Source organism: Exiguobacterium sp. UBA3968 (genome assembly GCF_002385115.1).
In the GTDB taxonomy this organism is placed as follows: Bacteria; Bacillota; Bacilli; order Exiguobacteriales; family Exiguobacteriaceae; genus Exiguobacterium_A.
The window spans coordinates 386,995-402,257 of the sequence record NZ_DGCW01000005.1 but is presented as its reverse complement, the minus strand read 5'-3'; the positions used below and the strand labels follow the sequence as shown (position 1 = coordinate 402,257).

General features: G+C 48.4%; 12 protein-coding genes and 1 other annotated feature. Of the genes, 1 reads left to right on the top strand and 11 read right to left on the bottom strand.

Annotation, left to right across the window (positions count from 1 at the left end; all coding sequences use genetic code 11):
- Positions 1–24: 24 nt before the first annotated feature.
- From B3S86_RS03680 to B3S86_RS03640, 9 genes are all read right to left on the bottom strand, one after another.
- Positions 25–546: a hypothetical protein gene (locus B3S86_RS03680; RefSeq protein ID WP_290749224.1), complete on the bottom strand. Its 522-nt coding sequence runs from the start codon at positions 544–546 to the stop codon at positions 25–27.
- A 61-nt stretch (positions 547–607) separates the two neighbouring features.
- A complete protein-coding gene (locus B3S86_RS03675; RefSeq protein ID WP_290749221.1) occupies positions 608–2,257 on the bottom strand; it encodes an aromatic amino acid hydroxylase in 1,650 nt (549 codons plus the stop codon).
- Positions 2,258–2,317: 60 nt separating this feature from the next.
- Positions 2,318–2,522, bottom strand: a binding site (T-box leader).
- Positions 2,523–2,592: 70 nt separating this feature from the next.
- Complete coding sequence (locus tag B3S86_RS03670; protein ID WP_035408788.1) at positions 2,593–3,738, bottom strand: FUSC family protein; 1,146 nt, start codon at positions 3,736–3,738, stop codon at positions 2,593–2,595.
- 107 nt (positions 3,739–3,845) lie between these two features.
- Positions 3,846–5,780 carry a PTS fructose transporter subunit IIABC gene (locus B3S86_RS03665; RefSeq protein ID WP_035408791.1) on the bottom strand — a complete coding sequence of 645 codons (1,935 nt, stop codon included), beginning with the start codon at positions 5,778–5,780 and terminating at the stop codon, positions 3,846–3,848.
- A 17-nt stretch (positions 5,781–5,797) separates the two neighbouring features.
- Positions 5,798–6,718 (bottom strand): 1-phosphofructokinase, encoded by a 921-nt coding sequence (gene pfkB, locus B3S86_RS03660; protein WP_035408794.1) that lies wholly within the window; start codon positions 6,716–6,718, stop codon positions 5,798–5,800.
- The gene (locus B3S86_RS03655) at positions 6,715–7,461 is read right to left on the bottom strand and encodes a DeoR/GlpR family DNA-binding transcription regulator (protein ID WP_290749216.1); all 747 of its coding nucleotides are present in this window, start codon (positions 7,459–7,461) and stop codon (positions 6,715–6,717) included. The genes pfkB and B3S86_RS03655 overlap by 4 nt, the downstream gene beginning before the upstream one ends.
- Positions 7,462–7,748: 287 nt before the next feature.
- Positions 7,749–8,573 carry a fumarylacetoacetate hydrolase family protein gene (locus tag B3S86_RS03650; RefSeq protein WP_035408799.1) on the bottom strand — a complete coding sequence of 275 codons (825 nt, stop codon included), beginning with the start codon at positions 8,571–8,573 and terminating at the stop codon, positions 7,749–7,751.
- 135 nt (positions 8,574–8,708) lie between these two features.
- Positions 8,709–10,151, bottom strand: a complete 1,443-nt coding sequence (locus B3S86_RS03645; protein ID WP_290749213.1) for a SulP family inorganic anion transporter — start codon at positions 10,149–10,151, stop codon at positions 8,709–8,711.
- A 72-nt stretch (positions 10,152–10,223) separates the two neighbouring features.
- On the bottom strand, positions 10,224–11,132 hold the full coding sequence (locus tag B3S86_RS03640; RefSeq protein WP_035408809.1) for a TetR/AcrR family transcriptional regulator: 909 nt from the start codon (positions 11,130–11,132) through the stop codon (positions 10,224–10,226).
- 162 nt (positions 11,133–11,294) lie between these two features.
- Between B3S86_RS03640 and B3S86_RS03635 the strand changes: the two genes are divergently transcribed.
- Positions 11,295–12,767, top strand: a complete 1,473-nt coding sequence (locus tag B3S86_RS03635; RefSeq protein ID WP_035408812.1) for a DHA2 family efflux MFS transporter permease subunit — start codon at positions 11,295–11,297, stop codon at positions 12,765–12,767.
- A 40-nt stretch (positions 12,768–12,807) separates the two neighbouring features.
- On the opposite strand, the gene B3S86_RS03630 is transcribed toward B3S86_RS03635, so the two are convergent.
- Together B3S86_RS03630 and B3S86_RS03625 are read right to left on the bottom strand one after the other, a co-directional pair.
- Positions 12,808–13,272, bottom strand: a complete 465-nt coding sequence (locus B3S86_RS03630; protein ID WP_035408815.1) for a 4Fe-4S single cluster domain-containing protein — start codon at positions 13,270–13,272, stop codon at positions 12,808–12,810.
- Positions 13,244–15,073 carry an anaerobic ribonucleoside triphosphate reductase gene (locus B3S86_RS03625; protein WP_035408818.1) on the bottom strand — a complete coding sequence of 610 codons (1,830 nt, stop codon included), beginning with the start codon at positions 15,071–15,073 and terminating at the stop codon, positions 13,244–13,246. Before B3S86_RS03625 ends, B3S86_RS03630 begins: the two co-directional genes overlap by 29 nt.
- Positions 15,074–15,263 lie beyond the last annotated feature (190 nt).

The window sequence follows — 15,263 nt, the reverse complement described above, 5'->3', positions numbered from 1 at the left end:
CATCCCTCTTTTTGTTATTTTGAATCAAGCTTTTGACGTACTCGAAGCCGCAGCAATTTGTCGACGTACTTCTGCTTCAAGCTGTGGTTCCGGTGGTTGCCAGCCTTCTGGTTTCATGACCTTTTGGTCAGATTCTCGGAAGATTGGTTTTCCGTCCGGTCCAAGCTTCGCCATATTGGCACGTTGAACGATCTCGAACAATGGAGCCGGATCAAGCCCGATCTCAACAAAGCTTCCCATGATGAAGTAGAGCGCGTCCGTCAAGGCATCCCCTTGTCCAACGAGTCGTTCGACATCTGTTTCGGGTTGTTTCATCTGGAGCGATTTTTCGACCGCTGTATCAAGCCCTGACTTGAAATGTTCGATCGCCTCGAGGAACTCTGCTTCACTTGTCGCCGTTTGATGCAAGAACTCAACGACCGCTTCTTCCGCCGTCCAGGTCGAGCGTTTAATCCCACGATCGACCGTCATAGGTGTTGGCGTCGTTGCGCCAGGGTGTGAAAACACACGGTGGAATTCCTTTACGTCTTGATAATAATTTGTCATAACCGATCATCCCCTTTTACCGAATGTCTCCATTCTAACAGGTTCAGAACCGGAGTTCGACTCATTGATGAACGACGTCGAGTAATGCCATCCCGCGCGTGATTAATTCATCTCGCTGTGCGGACGTTGCTTTTAAACGCTCGAGATCAGCGACCAGACGTGGTTGGTCGACTTCATCCGCTAACTCAAGTAATTCGAGGCGGAGTAACCAAGCGTCCGGTAACTGGACGAGTGTCTGGTCGATTAGTTGCGGCAACCGTTCCCGACCGGCTCGTCCTTCGCGAATCTCACGAACAACTTCAAAGATTGGATCAGCCGCTGTCAACGGACGCTCGATTCGTTCGAACTCGATCGTTTCTGGAATTGGCTTCAGTGCTTCAACTTCCGTTCCCGGGAATGCTGACGTGATGTCACCGACGATCAATTCCATCCGGTCCATCGTCATCGTTTTCCCATCGTTCGAGAGCGTTGCTGCTTCTAAGACGACGAGTGCCCGGTGACCATTGACGTTTTGAATTGCTGTGATGTCACCTGTGACGTGAACATTTCCTTCCGCCCAGTCGAGACGTTCACCGACTTTGACTTGCATCAATACTTCGTTCAATTCCTTGCCGTGAAGGAGTGTAAAGCCTTCCGGATGATCTGCAAGCCCTTGACCTGTCAACACTTCATCGTTCGCAGCCAACGCTGTCGGTCCAGTCAGTTTGACGATATGCAGCGAATCGTGAATTTCTTGCGTTTCAGGAACACCGACGAGTGAGAGACCGCTGTCGAAAACGAGCGTCGACAGGTTGCCTGATTCAACGGCTTTCGTCAGTCCGTGGATGCCACCGCGAATGTAGGACATCGATTGAGCGAATTCTTCAAGTGCGTCGCGGAGTTGTTCAAACGATTCACAGACGAAGAGTTCTTTTTGCATGCTCGTCACGTCATGTTTCGTCGCAAGTGCTTTTTCAAGCGAGAATGGATGTTTAACGACCGCGTCCGTCAAACAATGGCGACTTTCACCGACTGATGATAGAAGACCTGCCCCGTAGATTTGTGGGTTGTCGATATCACCGATCAAACCGAATTCAACCGTCCACCAGAACAGACGTGAGATTTCGTTCGCTTCCGAAATCCCTTTGACGTGTGTCCGTGTCTCTGCAAGCTCAATTTCAGCTTGTTCGATATCGGCTGACGTCGAGAATGGACTCTCTTTGACGATCGTCAATTTCTTTAGTGCCTTGAATACGTCATGCTCGGCTTTATGATTAAAGGCATGTGCCCCGATCTCACCGAAGCGACGAACGAATTCCGCGTAGACCGGATTCATCAAGATCGGTGCATGCCCCGCTGCTTCGTGCAGAATATCCGGTGCTGGTGTATAGAGAATGTTATCGACCTTCCGGATGTCGGTTGCAATCGGTAATAAACCATGTCCTTGGAAATCGAAGAAAGCGACGCCAGGAATGAGACCATCGACAGCGACTGTTCCCCAGCCTCCACGGCTTAGGTTCGCTGTCATCTCACGTACATCTGGAATCCGTTCCGGGCTGATGCCCGATGCAGCAAGCCCTTCGAGGTATGCTGGATGTGCTGTATCTTGTAACGTATTTAAATTCAGTCGCATGACGTATCTCCAAACGGCATGATCTGTTGGCGTGTAGTCTTCGTAGTGCTGTGGTGCGACATGTGGACGTAAGTGACTTGGAATGATTGGTGTAGACATATGAGTTCCCCCTTGAATGAATGTAAGATAACAAAAAAGCCCCTGCCGAACGTATCGTTCGACAGGGGCGACGAAAGCCGCGGTACCACCCTGATTACCCAGTCATCAACTGAGTCACTCATGATTGGGATAACGGTTTGCTCCGCTCGCTTACGCAAGAAGCTCAGAAACTGTAATTCAACACCATCTGTGTACACGTTCGCAGCGCCACGTGCTCTCTGAAACAGGGAGATGGTCTTTACTTCGGTTTCATCATCGCTTAATCTTTCGTTCTGTTATGCTGTTATACTGTTATGCTTTTAGCAAGTAAAGTATCGTTAAGGAGGACTATACGCTTACTTTTTACTTTCGTCAATGGCTTTTTTACGTTTAAATCGATTAAATGTTTTATCACGGACTGATTTTTGTTCGATCGTCAATGATGTGATATGGCGACGAAGCCCACCATTGAGCCGTTTTTCAAAGGATTCGAGTTCTTGTATCCACTCGTTCATCGAGACGACGATCGGTAAAATTTCCATGATGACTTCTTCCTCGAGTTCATCACGGTCGAGAAAAGAGTGCTTGACGAAGGCAATGTTCTCTTTGACGAGATCCTCCATCGCGAGCGGTTCTTCCGTCAACAGGAGATCGTATGTCAGCAAGACTTTCTCTTGTCGCTGGGCGATGTGCATCAAGTGATAGAACAGTTCACTTCGAAGATCGTCTGCAATCGAATCAAGTGCCTTCTCTCGTTCTCTGAAGCGCTCTGCCGTCGCGACGCCACGTTCGAGGCACGATTGCATATGTTTGAGGATCAGCAGGTTCCGTAGAAGCGAGGCATGCTTCTGACGCGTTCCTCGAATTTCTTCCTTGTGTAGGTTGAACAGGTTTTGTGTCTCAAGGAGCGAACGTCCCATCTTATCGATTGCTGCCCGATATGGGGTGACCTTGCCTTCAAAGGCAATTGCTCGCGTGACGACGAGTAGTTTCTCAAAGAGTTTCGTCGCTTTCTGGTAATAGACATTGCCGTAACGTGGCGGGAAAATCAACGCATTGATGCCGAGTGCACAACCGATCCCGAGCATGACGAGCAAGTAGCGGATCAAAACGACTTGCCAAAGTGGTTCGGTCGCAGTCGCGACACTTTCGAGAATGACGATGATCATCAATACGACGTGTGGAATCGTCCGCCCGAAACCAAAAGCTAGCAAAATCGAAATTGCTGCCATGATGACGATCCCGATCGCAAGCGGATTCGCCGGATTATCGCCTAAAATCCAAAGTGCGAGTAACGTCAAAAAGGCACCAATCAAGTTGGCCTCTGCTTCTTCGAGAAATTGTTTCCATGTCTGATAGACCGAAGGCAGGAGTGTCGTCGCTGCCGAGATCGCAGGCAGGATTGGGCTGAGGTTGAACAGGTTACTGATCAACAGCGCCAAGATGACCGCAAGACCTGTCTTAATGGTCCGTGGTCCGATTTGTAAGGATTGTCCACCCATGTCCATCCCTCCTTCTTATTCAGTATGCCCTCTATTCTTCACCGTTAGCCGTCAAAATTCAACAAAAAATCCCCTCCGCTTAAAAACGGAGAGGAGATTTAGGTGAATTATGATGCTTTCGTACCTGTTCCTTCTGTCATTTCCGCTTTCGCGACCGATTGGTCAACAAGCGGTTTTTTGAGGAAGGATAGGATTGCCGCACCGACGAGTGAACCGATGAGGATCGCACCCGCGTAACCGACGATTGCCATGACCGTACCTGATGGACCATCAAGTAACGGGAAGACGAAGATACCGCCGTGTGGTGCAGGGAGCAAGACGCCGAAGACGATCGTCAACGCACCAGCGATCGCTGAACCGATGACGCTTGACGGAATGACGCGCAGTGGATCGGCTGCAGCGAATGGAATCGCACCTTCAGTGACGAACGATGCGCCCATTGCGTAAGCAGCGATACCTGCTTCACGTTCTTGCGGCGTGAATTTCTTACGTGCGAACAATGTGGATGAGAAGGCAACGATGAGTGGTGGAACCATACCACCTGCCATGACAGCTGCCATGACTTCCGTGTTACCTGCTGTAAGAGCAGCTGTACCGAAAACGTATGCTGTTTTGTTGATTGGACCACCCATGTCGATTGCCATCATCGCTGCGACGAGCATACCGAGGAGGATTGCGTTTCCACCACTGAGTCCGTTCAATGAATCTGTGAGCCATGTCATGAACTTCGCAATCGGCTCATTGATGACGAGCAACATGATCATTCCTGTGATGAATGAACCAAACAGAGGATAGAGCAAGACTGGTTTGATTCCTTCAAGTGCTGCTGGAAGACCTTTGAATACTTTAACAAGCAAGAGTACGACGTACCCGGCAAGGAAACCGGCAATCAATCCGCCGAGGAAACCAGCGTTACCGTTGCTTGCAAGGAAACCAGCGATTAGACCAGGAGCAAGACCTGGTTTATCAGCGATCGACATCGCGATAAATCCAGCGAGGATCGGAATCAAGAGACCGAACGCGGCTTTCCCGATCGTCATCAATTGTGCAGCGAATTCATTGTACGATGGATCTTTTGGGTTCGCAGAGTTGATACCCCAGAAGAAGCTGATTGCGATCAAGAGACCACCTGCAACGACGAGTGGTAACATCGCGGATACCCCACTCATCAAATGTTTGTAGAATCCGCCACGAGCTGGTTTTGAGCTTTCGCTTGAACCGCTCGCTTTGTAGACAGGTGCATCCTGTTTGACGGCACGGTTGATCAATTCTTGTGGTTTCCGAATTCCTTGTGCAACTGGTACTTCAACGACGTGTTTACCGTTAAAACGATCCATCTCAACTGCTTTATCCGCTGCGACGATGATGGCTGTCGCATCGTTGATATCTTGTTGTGTCAAACCGTTCTTGACGCCTGTCGATCCGTTCGTCTCGACTTTGATACGGACACCCATCTCTTCCGCTTTTTGACGAAGGGCATCAGCTGCCATATACGTGTGTGCGATTCCTGTCGGACAAGCTGTGACGGCAAGGATATATGGTGCGTCTTGATCGACGTTGTCGCTTGAGACGTCAACTGGACCTTCTTCTTCGCGTTCCTTCGCTTCGATTGCTGCGATGACTTCGTCTTTCGTTTTAGCCGCAAGGATCGTATCGCGGAAGTTCATATCCATTAAATAAACGGATAGTTTCGAGAGTGTTTCAAGGTGTGCATTATCTGCGTTCTCACCCGCCGCAATCATGAAGAACAACCGACTTGGTTGACCGTCGAGTGCTTCGTAGTCAACGCCTGCCGAACGCCCGAAAGCGATTGCTGGTGTTTTGACCGCTGCTGTTTTTGCGTGTGGGATGGCGATTCCTTCTCCTAAACCTGTCGTACTTTGCGCTTCCCGTGCGAGAATTGCTTCTTTATATGCCGAGCGATCGTTTAGTTTTCCTGCCCGATCGAGGACGTTGACGAGTTCATCGATGACAGCGGCTTTAGATGACGCCTGTAAATCAAGTTGAATCGTATCACGTGTCAAGAGATCAGTAATTTTCATGAGTAGTCACACTCCTTTTAGGATTGAATGAGTTCAACGACGTTGACGTCTACGAGGAGACGATCGATATCTTCTTTCGTACAAAGACCGAAGGAATAAGCAGACGCGCTGCCAGTCGTTACCGCATAGCGGAACGCTTCTTCTGGTGATTTGCCGAGCGCGTGGCTGGCGACGAATCCAGCGACGAGTGAATCTCCGGCACCGACGGAATTGACGAGCTTTCCTGCCGGTGTGTTTGCCGTGTAGGCACCTTGACGATTGACGAGCAGTGCTCCGTCTCCTGCAAATGAGATGACGACATTCTCGGCACCACGCTCGACGAGCTGTTGCGCGTATGGAACGGCCATCTCCTTCGAAGTAATCTCGACGTCGAAAATTTCACCGAGTTCATGGTGATTCGGCTTGATTAAAAATGGACCGAGCGGTAAGACTTCAAGCATTGCTTCCTTCGTCGTATCGACGGCGAAGCGGACGTTCCGTTCATTCAAGATCGTCGCGATATGACGATAGAGATCATGCGGTAGACTGCTTGGGATACTGCCTGCGAAGACGACGATGTCACCGGCTTGCATCGTCTTGAATCGGGATAATAAATGCTCCAGCTCTTCCGGTTGAATCTTCGGTCCCGCTGCATTCAGCTCAGATTCTTGATCGGCACGAATCTTTACGTTGATCCGCGTCTCATCTTGAATCGGTGTGAAGTCCGTTAACACGCCTCGTTTCTCGAGTTCCGTCCGGATGAATTGTCCAGTACTTCCTCCAAGGAATCCGAGTGCTTGTGTTTCTACCTCATAGTTTTTTAGGACGAGAGAGACGTTGATTCCTTTCCCTCCGGCCACTTTTTCCGCCTGTTCGACACGATTGACTTGTCCTGCCTCAAATACCGGTAACGTGACATAATAGTCGATTGATGGGTTGAGTGTCAGTGTATAAATCATTTCGCGTTCACCACCTCTGTGTATTGACTGTATTTCGCTGCTTGCTCACTGGATGTCGTCGTGATGATCGTCGCCGCTTGCAAGGACGCCACCCGACTGAAGCTGATCGCATCCAGCTTCGTCTCATCGACGAGTACATACGATTGTTTTGCTAATTCGATCGCTGTCTTCTTTACGAGTGCCTCTTCCGGATCTGGTGTCGTGAAGCCTTGTGCCGGATGAACACCGTTCATCCCAAGGAACGCGACATCAAAATGGTAAATCAACATTCCTTCACGTGCGTTGTAACCGACGAGTGCCTGCGTTGAATGCTTGAGTTGCCCTCCGACGACGAACGTCGGGATACGGTGATAGAGTAACGTGTTCGCTAGAGGAAGACTGTTCGTTACGACCGTAATCGCCTTCTCTTCGAGATACGGAACGATGGCAAGCGTCGTCGTTCCGGCATCGAGATAGACATACATACCGTCTTCAATCAGGTCGGCAGCCGCTCGCGCGATCCGTTCCTTCTCTTCGACATGCTGATCACTCTTCTCGAAGTAACTCAGTTCTTCAATTTGCAAATGGTTTGCTGTTGCTCCCCCGTGCACTCGACTCAGGTGACCTGCTGTCTCGAGTTGTGATAAATCCCGACGAATCGTGGATTCACTCGCACCGGTTTGTTCGACGATCTTTTGCATCTTGACGACTTCTTCTCGGGCTAAAAGCTCAAGGATGAGTTGATGGCGTTTTTTGGTTAACATAAGGTTTCCCTCCGCATCTTTAATATAAAGCGTTTACATATAAAAATCAATCAAAAACGTTCAAAATTTATATAAATTCTTTATAAAACGTTCAAAATACGACTTTTTTCGACATGAAACCGTTCTTATAGTTTCATTATACATCAAAAACGGTCATTTTATGACTGTTTTATTTTTTGAAATCAATCATTTTTTAAATTTTTGACGATTTTCACAAAATAAAAAACCACTTTCCAAAGTAATTTGGAAAGCGGTGAATGCAATTCAATCAATTCGGTCATCTTCGTTCACTGGACTTCATTTTGTAAACGACCGATTCCTTCAATCGATACTTCGACGACATCCCCTGTCTGAAGGTAGACCGGTGGTTTCATACCATGTCCGACACCAGCTGGAGTTCCTGTCGCGATGACATCTCCGGCTTCAAGTGTCATCCCACGTGACACTTCCACTAAAATCGTTACGACGTCACGCAACATTAAGGCGGTTGATCCTGACTGTCGGAGTTGCCCGTTCACACGTGTCTCGACGAGGACGTCACTTGGATCAAAGCTATCCGCTGAGACGATGACCGGTCCAAACGGACAGAACCCATCGAGTGATTTACCACGGAAGAACTGGACGTGTTCTTTTTGTAAATCCCGTGCCGTCACGTCATTGACAATACTGTAGCCAAACACATGATCAAGCGCATTTTCTGGTGTCAGATCACGCCCCGTCTTGCCGATGATGATGGCGAGTTCTCCTTCATAATCCAGTTGCTTCGTCAAATCCGCATGCCGTTCGATTGGTTCGAACGGACCGACGATCGACGTCGGTGCTTTCGTGAACAAGACGAATTTCCCTGCTCCCGCCGTATCCATCTCTTTGATATGATCAGCATAGTTCTTGCCGACGCAAATGACATTTCGTGCTGGTACATACGGTGCGAGTTGTCGCACATCCCCTTTAAGTAGTGGTGCGATATCTAAATCAAGATCAACATCAAACTCACGTGAAATCACTTCAAGCAATGAATCGGTGTAGACTTGCCCTGTTACATCATATGTAGTGCCCTGTTGTTCAACCCCGATGCCTACTTTTCCGTCTTGCTCAAATCGAAACCATTTCATCTTAACTGCCCCCTTTATTTTTAGTATAGCGAAACGGATCAATGGACGCACTTCTCATCGTTAAGTCAGAACTTAAAAAAAGCAGCCGGCATGCCACCGGCTACTTTTCTCCATCTCTACCTTATTATTTAACCTTTAGGCAATCCGTTGAGCAAGCCGATCAATCAAAGCTTGGGATTCTTCATTTAATCCTACCAATTCAACTTTTTTGCCGAGTCGTTCATATTTCAAGACGACGTTCTCGATCGCTTCGATGGCTGAATCATCAAATAAGTGACACGCTGAGAAATCGAGCGTGATGATCGATGATAGATCAGCATCGAGCTGGAACTGTTCCGCAAATGCAGTCGTCGACGCAAAGAATAACGGTCCACGGATCGTATAACGGACTCGTTCTGTTTGCTCCTCACGCTCGACTTGGATGCGAGAAATTTTTGACGCGAATAATAACGCTGCAAGCAAAATCCCGACAAGGACACCCATCGATAAGTCATGCGTCAATACCGTCACGAACACGGTCGCGAGCATGACCGCGGAATCACTTTTCGGTGACGTCTTGAGCATCTTGAATGAGCCCCAATCAAACGTCGCATACGAGACGAAGAACATGACACCGACAAGTGCTCCCATTGGAATCGTCATCAATAGATCGTTCATCGTAAACATCAATAGCATCAAAAACACACCTGCTGTCAACGTCGACAAGCGACCGCGTCCACCGGATGTGACATTGATGACTGATTGCCCGATCATCGCACAACCTGGCATTCCACCGAACATACCGGCGATAATGTTCGCAATTCCTTGTCCGCGCGATTCCATCGCTTTGTTCGACGTCGTATCCGTCATTTCATCAACGATTCGTGCTGTCAGTAACGATTCGATCAAACCAACGAATGCGAGTGACAAGGCATATGGGAAGATGATTTGAAGCGTCTCGAGTGAGAACGGGACATCTGGCAAGAAGAAGCTTGGTAACGCCGCTTCGATTTGTCCCATATCCCCGATGACACGGGTATCAAGCGAAAAGACGACTGTTAATACCGTCATGATCGTGATCGCAACAAGTGGCGCCGGAATCGCTTTCGTGACCCGTGGAAATAACAAGATGATGGCGAGTGACGCGGCGACCATCGCATACATGATCCAGTTTTGCCCTTCGAACTGTGGCAATTGCGCCGAGAAAATCAGAATGGCGAGCGCATTGACGAATCCGACCATGACAGCTCGAGGAATGAATCGTAATAACTTGGCAATTCCTAAAAAGCCGAACGCGATTTGTAGAATTCCGGCAAGTATACCGGCAGCTAGTAAATAATCAACACCGTGATCTTTGACGAGCTGAACGACGACGAGTGCCATCGCGCCAGTCGCAGCCGAAATCATTCCAGGGCGACCACCAGCAATCGAGATGACAATTGCAATGATAACGGAAGCGTATAGCCCAACCATCGGGTTGACACCAGCGATCAGCGAAAACGCGATTGCTTCTGGGACGAGTGCTAAGGCAACGACGATTCCGGACAACAAATCCGCTTTTGGTTGCAAGAACCACTCTTTTTTCCATTGAGTAAACATATGATGATTGAGACCCCTTTTCTAACATGAATGATCTCAGTGTAATGGGATTAGTTCCAAAAAGCAACCTTTTTAGGAAGTTTTGGTCCGAATGCGGGCAATCTCATCGACCATCGTTTTATAAGTCGCCATGATTTCCTGGCCCGCAAAGACCGGATCTTCATCCATCGTCTCGAGTGCCCGGCGCAGGAGATGGATTTTCGGTTTCTTACGTTCGAGCAATTCCTCATAGATGAAATCGAGAACTTCTTCATGTGCTTCCTTCGATTCTTCGGAAATCGAAGACAAGGTGATCAAACGCTTCATATGTGCGCTCGTCTTTTCGAATAAATCCTTCCGGATGACCACTTCATCTTGTGGACGATCGAGCCAGACCGATAGGAATCGTGGCGGAATCAATTGTTCCTCCGTCCGACTGACGTCTTCTACGAGATGCGTCAACCGATTGAACACATAGCGGACGACCCGTTCCGGTTGAGTGTTCGGCTCAGATTGACGGAAGAAGTACATTGCATATTGCAACATCCCCGTGTAAATGACTGCTAAATCTAGAAGGTACGGTTCCTTCGTCTGACCGAATAAATCACGTAATCGTTCGAACGTCCACTCGATCTCAAGAAGACGATTGTTTTCCATGAACGTCTTGAGTTCTTTTTCGTTCGAAGCAATGGCCTCTTCGAACAATGTATATAGTTTATATTTTTGCATCAATTCCAAATAACAGTTTCCTTGTTGAATGAACGTCTCGTAATCCGAGACATCCCGTCCGACGAGAATTTCCTTACGCGCGATCCGCATTTTTTCAAAGACGGTATTAAAGACATCAATGAATAATTCGTTTTTAGAGGAGAAGTAATTATAGAACGTCCCTTTAGAAACGTTACTGTGTTCGAGAATATCCTGAATGGATGTCGATTGATAACCCTTTTCGACGAATAGTTGATAGGCAGCATCTAATAATTGTTTCTTTTTTGGATTCATGGTCTTGTCCTTTTCTGTTCATAATTGGTTCGACAACCACTTATTTTAGTGTATGAAGCAAATAATTTGAACTCATTCGACTTCTGCTGGTAAGATAGCCAAGTCAGTCATAGAATTCAAGTCTAACATTTTAGACTCGTAGTACAAAAGGAGCATAACGAAATGCAATCAAGCAAGCAATCATCACGACTTTATTTAATTTTAGCTGTCCTCATGGCAGGTGCGTTCGTTGCGGTCCTAAACTCGACGTTACTCAACATCGCCTTACCGTCGATCATGAAATCGTTCGGTATTCAGGCAAGCACCGCCCAGTGGTTGACGACGGGATATATGCTCGTCAATGGAATCATGATTCCGACGTCAGCATTCCTCGTCCAAAAGTTCTCAACGCGCCAACTGTTCTTGACGGCGATGACATTGTTCTCACTCGGAACGATTATCGCCGGACAAGCACACATCTTCCCGCTTTTACTCGGTGCGCGCATGATGCAGGCGTCGGGTTCCGCGATCATGATGCCACTGTTAATGAACGTTCTCTTGACCGGTTTCCCAATCGAAAAGCGTGGGCAAGCGATGGGAATCTTCGGACTCGTCATCACCTTTGCTCCAGCAATCGGACCGACATTGTCCGGGTGGATTCTTGAACATTATGAGTGGCGGATGTTGTTCCATCTCGTCACACCGATCGCATTGCTCGTACTCTTCACGGGTGCCTTCTTATTGAAGAAAGAGACGGTTCAAAGTTCACTTAAGCTCGATTTGTTCTCACTCGTCCTTTCAAGCTTCGGCTTCGGTGGTTTGTTGTATGGATTTAGTTCCGCCGGTTCTGCCGGATGGGGATCTTGGACGGTCATCGGATCATTGATCATCGGTGTAATCAGTTTGACTTCCTTCATTATACGTCAATTCATGCTCGAAGAACCGATGCTTGAGTTCGGTATTTTCCGGTATCCGATGTTCGCTTTATCGCAAGGGATTTCAATGGTCTTGAACATGTCGATGTTCTCCGCGATGATCTTGATGCCGATCTACATCCAGACGATTCGTGGCATCTCACCATTTCACTCTGGTCTCTTGATGTTACCGGGTGCGATCGTCATGGCGATCATGTCACCAATAACAGGTCGTCTCTTCGACCGATTTGGTGCTCGCATCCTTGCCATCATCGGCTTATCACTGACGGTCTTGACGACGTTCTCATTCAGTCAGCTAGCTGCGGATACGTCATACGCGTTCCTCGTCATCATGTATACGTTACGTTTCCTTGGAATCTCGATGGTCATGATGCCGGTCATGACGAACGGATTGAATCATATTCCACAACATTTGACACCTCACGGTACGGCATTAAACAACACGTTGTCACAAGTATCGGGTGCGATTGGTTCAGGTCTGCTCGTGACGATCATGACATCGCGGACGAAACACCACGTTCCGGAACTCGCTTCACAACCTGAAGCTGCAAATCCGGAATGGTTGCAGATGCAGGCGATGATTGAAGGAATCAATGATACGTTCTTTATCGCGACATTACTCGCACTTGCTGCTTTGATCTTATCGTTTTTCATCAAAAAACGACGGACAACGACACTCGCAGTCGTCGAATCCGTCGATCAAGAACAAAAATATGCATGATTTGATTCTCCCCTGTCTAAAAAGATGGGGGAGTTTTTGTCTAATCCAAACGTTTGTTTAAATGCTGTCGATCATACATTCGTTGATTCGTACTCCCCCGAAAGCTTGTCGTTCGGTCAAGTTTCGATAGGATGAACGGACCATCAATCAATCCATCTAGTCGGCGTAACAAGGGGTGCCATTCTCGATGCTTGATGATTTCTTCCAACACATAGCCCGTATACAAGATCACTTCATAGTCTGGTCCGAGTCGTTCTAGTAGCCGATAGAGCGCTATTGCTTGTAACAACGGTTCCCCACCGGATAGCGTCAGGCGCCGGTGACCGGTTGCTTGAATCCGCGCGACCGTCTCGTCAATTGTCCAAGCTACGCCACCTGCAGGATCCCAGGAGGACGGATTATGACAGCCGGCACAGTGATGCGGACAACCGGCAAGAAATAACACCGTTCGTAAACCGGGACCATCGACGACGGAGTCAGGAAGAAGCGAGAGGACCCGTAACATCGTGTTTCACCCGATTCTGCTCTTCTGCCCGTTTCGCTTCATTCCAGCGGTCCAGCGTACCGACGAGATATCCGGTGATGCGCCGAATGCGTTCGATCGATCCACTCCCGCAAACTGGACATTGATCCTCGATCGTCTGCTCCGTTCGGCAATCAAGACAGCGATCGACGGGATGATTGATTGATCCATAACCGATTCCAGCCTCCGCCATTAAACGAACGATGTCTTCGATTGCTTCCGGATTTCCAGCAAGCGCACCATCCGTCTCGACATAGGTGATATGACCGCCATTACATAATGCATGGAACGGGGCTTCGAGTTGAATCTTCTCACGGATCGTCACGGGCGCATCGACAGGAATGTGAAAGGAATTTGTATAATACGGTCGATCTGTCACTCCTTCGATCTCACCAAAGTCACTGACATCGCGACGTGTGAACTTACCGGATAATCCTTCGGCCGGAGTTGCGAGTAAACTAAAGTTCAACCCTGTCTGTTCGCCAAAATTGTCGACTACCGTCCGCATCGCTTGAATCAATGCAAGACCAATCCGGTGTGCTAGTTCGGAATAACCATGATGACTCCCCGTCAGAACGGACAAACATTCAGCAAGTCCGATGAAGCCGACCGCTAACGTCCCGTGTTTGAGGACCGGACCTACCTGGTCCGTATTTCTTAGCGTCTCACCGTCTTTCCAGACGTGTTGATATAAAAATGGAAACTCGTCAGCCGTTCGACTTGCCTGGAACTCATACCGTGCGATGAGTTGCCGGCATGCAAGTCTTGTCGTATCTTGGACGACTTCGAACATTTGATCGACGGTTTGACTCTGGAGTGCCAAACGGACGAGATTGATGCTCGTGAAGGATAAATTACCACGACCTGTGACGGACGGTATGTCTCCACGATCCTCGAATACACGGGTCCGGCATCCCATATACGCGACTTCCGCTTTTCCCGGTTGCTCCTGGTGATTAAATGGTGCATCGAGAAATGCAAAGTTGGGAAACAATCGCTTTCCTGTTACCCGTGTAGCGAGTTGAAACAAATCATAGTTTGGGTCCATTGGTGACAGATTGATTCCTTGTTTCACTTTATAGATCTGAATTGGAAAAATCGGTGTCTCACCCTTGCCCAGCCCACGCTCCGTCGCTGTTAGCAAGGCACGTTGGAAGAGCCGCCCTGCATACGTCGTATTCGTTCCGTAATTGACGGATAAAAACGGAACCTGTCCACCACCGCGCGAATGCATCGAATTCGTATTATGAATGAATGCTTCACATGCTTGAAACGTTTTTTCATACGTCTCCTGCCATGCATGTCGCTCCCGCTTACGCCGCTTCCAATGCGGAACGAGGTCATTTAGTTTCGTCCATTCCCGTTGATAGGTCTTTTCGACGAACGGCGCTAAATCATCATCAAAGGTTGCGAAGGCTTGTCCGCCATGCTGCATGTTTTGATTCGCCTGGACGATGATTGCCGCAAGGGCGAGGGCAGAACGAATGTCTTGCGCCGGACGGATCGAACCGTGCGTTGTCTGAAATCCGTTTGAGAGTAACTGACCGAGCGGAATTTGGGCACAAGTCGTCGTCCCAGTCACATAATAATCGGCGTCATGAATATACAAAATGTTGTCGTCAAGCGCCTGCAAGACATCCGCTTCGAGATGTCGTCGCATCATCTGCCGTGCTGCTTCCCCAGCAATCCGTTGTAACTTCGCAAGTGGTGTTTTGCCATCAATGTTTGCATTCTCTTGTTCGATCTCTTGCGGTGGTGTGAGTAACGCTTCTAAGCTCTCCATGATTCTTCTTCCTCTCACGCTTTTTTGTAATCACTATAGCGAGAGTAAAGAAACGTTAGCAATCCCTGCACAATTTACGATTTTTTCAACTGTTTCAGCCGTTCTGTCATCAATCTGTTCGATTTATCGTTCAAATGTCTGCATCTTACTCGTTTTAGCCAAGCGCATGAATTTGGACGAATCTCACACG

Coding starts and splice junctions, on each gene's coding strand:
- B3S86_RS03680 (WP_290749224.1), bottom strand. CDS start 546: ATGACAAATTATTATCAAGACGTAAAGGAATTCCACCGTGTGTTTTCA.
- B3S86_RS03675 (WP_290749221.1), bottom strand. CDS start 2,257: ATGTCTACACCAATCATTCCAAGTCACTTACGTCCACATGTCGCACCA.
- B3S86_RS03670 (WP_035408788.1), bottom strand. CDS start 3,738: ATGGGTGGACAATCCTTACAAATCGGACCACGGACCATTAAGACAGGT.
- B3S86_RS03665 (WP_035408791.1), bottom strand. CDS start 5,780: ATGAAAATTACTGATCTCTTGACACGTGATACGATTCAACTTGATTTA.
- pfkB (WP_035408794.1), bottom strand. CDS start 6,718: ATGATTTATACACTGACACTCAACCCATCAATCGACTATTATGTCACG.
- B3S86_RS03655 (WP_290749216.1), bottom strand. CDS start 7,461: ATGTTAACCAAAAAACGCCATCAACTCATCCTTGAGCTTTTAGCCCGA.
- B3S86_RS03650 (WP_035408799.1), bottom strand. CDS start 8,573: ATGAAATGGTTTCGATTTGAGCAAGACGGAAAAGTAGGCATCGGGGTT.
- B3S86_RS03645 (WP_290749213.1), bottom strand. CDS start 10,151: ATGTTTACTCAATGGAAAAAAGAGTGGTTCTTGCAACCAAAAGCGGAT.
- B3S86_RS03640 (WP_035408809.1), bottom strand. CDS start 11,132: ATGAATCCAAAAAAGAAACAATTATTAGATGCTGCCTATCAACTATTC.
- B3S86_RS03635 (WP_035408812.1), top strand. CDS start 11,295: ATGCAATCAAGCAAGCAATCATCACGACTTTATTTAATTTTAGCTGTC.
- B3S86_RS03630 (WP_035408815.1), bottom strand. CDS start 13,272: ATGTTACGGGTCCTCTCGCTTCTTCCTGACTCCGTCGTCGATGGTCCC.
- B3S86_RS03625 (WP_035408818.1), bottom strand. CDS start 15,073: ATGGAGAGCTTAGAAGCGTTACTCACACCACCGCAAGAGATCGAACAA.